Origin of the sequence: Halomonas llamarensis, from assembly GCF_023555005.1 — a bacterium.
Classification (GTDB): Bacteria; Pseudomonadota; Gammaproteobacteria; order Pseudomonadales; family Halomonadaceae; genus Vreelandella; species Vreelandella llamarensis.
The window spans coordinates 1-401 of sequence record NZ_JAMJPJ010000112.1 but is presented as its reverse complement, the minus strand read 5'-3'; the positions used below and the strand labels follow the sequence as shown (position 1 = coordinate 401).

Here is a 401-nt window from a genome sequence, read left to right as displayed (position 1 = left end):
AAAGCGATACACGGCGCCGTTGCCCAGCGTGAGTTCGCTGAGACGGCCAATGTCATCGTACGTGGTAAACTGTTGGCTGCCGTCGGCCTCGATGCGCTGCACCGGGCGGCCGTGGTCGTCATAGAAGACCTGCTGCCGAAACCCTTGCGGGCCTTCCAGTTCTACCAGCCGCCCAAGAGAGTCCACATGGTGGTGCCAGTAGAGTCCGTCGGGGCGCTGGGTGGCGATGCGGCGGCCCATCTCGTCGTGCTGGGTGCGGGTGGTTTCCCCTAGGGCATTGGTGACGCTGGCCAGGTAGCCGTGGCGGTCATAGCTATAAGTTGTGCGCTGCTGGGAGCAGTCGATCTGGGCGGTGATCTGGCCCAGGGCGTTGTACGCCCGCTGGTGGGTCGCGCCACCTG

Annotated in this window: 1 protein-coding gene; it reads right to left on the bottom strand. The window is 64.8% G+C overall.

The features are described from left to right. A partial coding sequence (locus M8006_RS17820; RefSeq protein ID WP_250084570.1) for a hypothetical protein occupies positions 1–401 on the bottom strand: 401 nt, incomplete at both ends.